At 71.1% G+C, this 3869-nt stretch carries 3 protein-coding genes and 1 pseudogene; all 4 read left to right on the plus strand.

The features are described from left to right. A pseudogene (gene carB, locus ACFW2E_RS26100) lies at positions 1 to 1012 on the plus strand (carbamoyl phosphate synthase large subunit); the annotation flags it as partial. Between the two features lie 53 nt (positions 1013 to 1065). Then, positions 1066 to 2181, plus strand: coding sequence for a quinone-dependent dihydroorotate dehydrogenase (locus ACFW2E_RS26105; RefSeq protein ID WP_384469505.1), 1116 nt, complete (start codon positions 1066 to 1068; stop codon positions 2179 to 2181). After that, the gene (pyrF, locus tag ACFW2E_RS26110; RefSeq protein ID WP_384469506.1) at positions 2178 to 3023 is read left to right on the plus strand and encodes an orotidine-5'-phosphate decarboxylase; all 846 of its coding nucleotides are present in this window, start codon (positions 2178 to 2180) and stop codon (positions 3021 to 3023) included. The genes ACFW2E_RS26105 and pyrF overlap by 4 nt, the downstream gene beginning before the upstream one ends. A gap of 332 nt (positions 3024 to 3355) precedes the next feature. Continuing rightward, positions 3356 to 3679, plus strand: coding sequence for an integration host factor (locus tag ACFW2E_RS26115; protein ID WP_003977346.1), 324 nt, complete (start codon positions 3356 to 3358; stop codon positions 3677 to 3679). Positions 3680 to 3869: the final 190 nt, after the last annotated feature.

The raw sequence follows: 3869 nt of genomic DNA on the forward strand, positions 1-3869 counted from the left end.
CCGCGCCCCAGTGCCCCCCGCCGCGGAGCTCTACCTCGGCGGCGTCATGGAGCACATCGAGGAGGCCGGCATCCACTCCGGTGACTCCGCGTGCGCGCTGCCGCCGATCACGCTGGGCGGCTTCGACATCAAGCGCCTGCGCACCTCCACCGAGGCCATCGCCAAGGGCGTCGGCGTCCGGGGCCTGATCAACATCCAGTTCGCGATGGCCGGGGACATCCTGTACGTCCTGGAGGCCAACCCGCGCGCGTCCCGCACCGTCCCCTTCACCTCGAAGGCGACCGCGGTCCCGCTGGCCAAGGCCGCCGCCCGGATCTCCCTGGGCGCGACCATCGCGGAGCTGCGCGCCGAGGGGCTGCTGCCGGCCCACGGCGACGGCGGCGAGCTGCCGTTCGACGCGCCGATCTCCGTCAAGGAGGCGGTCATGCCGTGGTCGCGGTTCCGCGACATCCAAGGCCGGGGCGTGGACACCGTGCTCGGCCCGGAGATGCGCTCCACCGGCGAGGTCATGGGCATCGACTCCGTCTTCGGCACCGCCTACGCCAAGTCCCAGGCGGGTGCCTACGGCCCGCTGCCGACGAAGGGCCGGGCGTTCATCTCGGTCGCCAACCGGGACAAGCGGTCGATGATCTTCCCGGCCCGTGAACTGGTCGCGCACGGATTCGAGCTGCTGGCCACGTCCGGCACGGCCGAGGTCCTCAAGCGCAACGGCATCCACGCCACGATCGTGCGCAAGCAGTCCGAGGGCGTCGGCCCGAACGGTGAGCGGACCATCGTCCAGCTCATCCACGACGGCGAGGTCGACCTGATCGTCAACACCCCGTACGGCACCGGCGGTCGCCTCGACGGCTACGAGATCCGTACGGCGGCCGTCGCACGGTCCGTGCCCTGCCTGACGACGGTGCAGGCGCTCGCCGCCGCGGTCCAGGGCATCGACGCCCTCAACCACGGCGACGTGGGCGTGCGTTCGCTCCAGGAACACGCGGAACACCTGACCGCGGCCCGCGACTAGCAGCCCGAGGGGGACATCGGAAACGGTGTCCCCCTCGTCATGAGGACACTTACATGTACAAGCTTTTCTTCCGTCTGGTCTTCAAACGGATGGACCCGGAGCAGGCCCATCACCTCGCCTTCCGGTGGATCCGCCTCGCCGTCCGCGTCCCGGTGCTGCGCACCTTCGTCGCGGCCGCCCTCGCGCCCAGGTACAAGGAGCTGCGCACGGAGGCCTTCGGGCTCCGGATGCACGGCCCCTTCGGACTCGCCGCCGGTTTCGACAAGAACGCGGTCGCCATCGACGGGATGTCGATGCTGGGCTTCGACCACGTCGAGATCGGCACGGTGACGGGCGAGCCGCAGCCCGGCAACCCCAGGAAGCGGCTGTTCCGCCTCGTCCAGGACCGGGCGCTGATCAACCGGATGGGCTTCAACAACGACGGCTCCCTCGCCGTCGCCGCCCGCCTCGCGAGCCGTGAGCCGGTCTTCAGGACCGTCGTGGGCGTGAACATCGGCAAGACCAAGGCCGTCCCGGAGGCGGAGGCCGTGGGCGACTACGTGAAGTCGACCGAGCGGCTGGCCCCCTACGCCGACTACCTGGTCGTCAACGTCTCCTCCCCGAACACGCCGGGGCTGCGCAACCTGCAGGCGACCGAGGCGCTGCGCCCGCTGCTGAGCGCCGTGCGCGAGGCCGCCGACCGCACGGTGTCCCGGCGCCGGGTCCCGCTCCTGGTGAAGATCGCGCCGGACCTCGCGGACGAGGACGTCGACGCGGTCGCCGACCTGGCCGTCGAGCTCGGCCTGGACGGGATCATCGCCACGAACACCACCATCGCGCGCGAGGGGCTCGGCCTGAGGTCAGAGGCCGCCCTGGTCAAGGAGACGGGAGGGCTGTCCGGCGCTCCGCTCAAGGCCCGCTCCCTGGAGGTCCTGCGCCGCCTGTACGCGCGTGTGGGCGACCGGATCACCCTGGTGGGCGTCGGTGGCGTCGAGACCGCCGAGGACGCCTGGCAGCGCATCCTGGCGGGCGCCACGCTGGTCCAGGGCTACAGCGCCTTCATCTACGAGGGGCCCTTCTGGGGCCGCGCGATCCACAAGGGGCTCGCCGCGCGTCTGCGCACGAGCCCGTACGCCACCCTCGCCGACGCGGTCGGCGCCGACGTAAAGAAGGCAGGGAAGACCGCATGAGCGCTCTCGAACCCTTCGGTGCACGACTGCGCCGCGCCATGGACGAGCGCGGCCCGCTGTGCGTCGGCATCGACCCGCACGCCTCGCTGCTCGCCGAGTGGGGGCTGAACGACGACGTCGCGGGCCTGGAGCGGTTCAGTCGCACGGTCGTCGAGGCGATGGCCGGGCGGGTCGCCGTGCTCAAGCCGCAGAGCGCGTTCTTCGAGCGCTTCGGCTCGCGCGGGCTCGCCGTCCTGGAGAAGTCCGTCGAGGAGGCGCGGGCGGCCGGCGCCCTGGTCGTCATGGACGCCAAGCGCGGCGACATCGGCTCGACCATGGCGGCCTACGCCGAGGCCTTCCTGCACAAGGACTCCCCGCTGTTCTCGGACGCCCTGACCGTCTCGCCCTACCTCGGCTACGGCTCGCTGAGCCCGGCCGTCGTGCTGGCGCGGGAGAGCGGCGCGGGCCTGTTCGTGCTGGCGCTGACCTCCAACCCGGAGGGCGGCGAGGTGCAGCACGCCGTGCGGCCCGGCGGGCGCACCGTGGGCGCGACGATGCTGGCCCACCTGGCCGCCGAGAACGCGGGGGAGGAGCCCATGGGCTCCTTCGGCGCGGTCGTCGGCGCCACGCTCGGCGATCTGTCCTCGTACGACCTGGACATCAACGGGCCCCTCCTCGCGCCGGGCATCGGCGCCCAGGGGGCGACGCCGGCGGATCTTCCCGGGGTCTTCGGGCCCGCGGTGCGCAACGTCGTGCCGAACGTCAGCCGGGGTGTTCTTCGTCACGGTCCGGATGCCGGCGCCCTGCGCGCGGCCGCGGATCGCTTCGCGGAGGAGATCCGGACGGCCGTGACCGCGGCCTGAGTCCTCCGATGAGTCTCCGTCCGGTCTCGGAAATGTGTCCGAACACTGTCCCGGCGAGTGCCGCCGGGACGACTTGAGTCTGAATACATCCTCAAATCCGGGGCAGTATGTCTGAAATGTCCGGCCTGACGGAGGCTGACCAGGACTTTTCCGCTGTTCTCGCTGACTCTGGCGGCCTCGACCGCTAGTCTCCGAGCAGTGGGAGCACCCCCGCACCCTTCAGGTAGTGGGGGAGAACGGGCAAGCGTGTTGCTCGTGGCTCCCCAGGTGTGGGGCGACTAGGTTCCTCACCGGTCCGTATCCGACAGTTCGACATCCGAGGTGACGTAGGCGTGGCTCTTCCGCCCCTTACCCCTGAACAGCGCGCAGCCGCGCTCGAAAAGGCCGCCGCGGCTCGCCGGGAGCGGGCCGAGGTCAAGAATCGACTCAAGCACTCCGGCGCCTCTCTCCATGAGGTCATCAAGCAGGGCCAGGAGAACGACGTCATCGGCAAGATGAAGGTCTCCGCCCTGCTCGAGTCCCTGCCGGGCGTGGGCAAGGTCCGCGCCAAGCAGATCATGGAGCGACTCGGTATCTCCGAGAGCCGTCGCGTGCGTGGCCTCGGTTCCAACCAGATCGCCTCCCTGGAGCGCGAGTTCGGCAGCACCGGATCCTGAGTCCCGGGCATACCGGGATTGCTGGAATAATCGCCGCATGGCTGCAACATTCCGGGGGACGACCCCCGAGCCCCCGGACGTACGTCCGCGGCTGTGGGGGGGGGGGGGGCGCCCCCCGGGGGGCGAGCGCCCCCGGGGGGCGCCCCCGCCGCCCGCGCACCCGGGGGGGGTTCAAAAAAAAACGACCCCA

The sequence above is a fragment of the Streptomyces sp. NPDC058964 genome, from assembly GCF_042741275.1.
Taxonomy (GTDB): Bacteria; Actinomycetota; Actinomycetes; order Streptomycetales; family Streptomycetaceae; genus Streptomyces.

Excerpts from the sequence above, each read along its gene's own strand:
- ACFW2E_RS26105 (WP_384469505.1), top strand. The coding sequence starts at position 1,066 with ATGTACAAGCTTTTCTTCCGTCTGGTCTTCAAACGGATGGACCCGGAG.
- pyrF (WP_384469506.1), top strand. The coding sequence starts at position 2,178 with ATGAGCGCTCTCGAACCCTTCGGTGCACGACTGCGCCGCGCCATGGAC.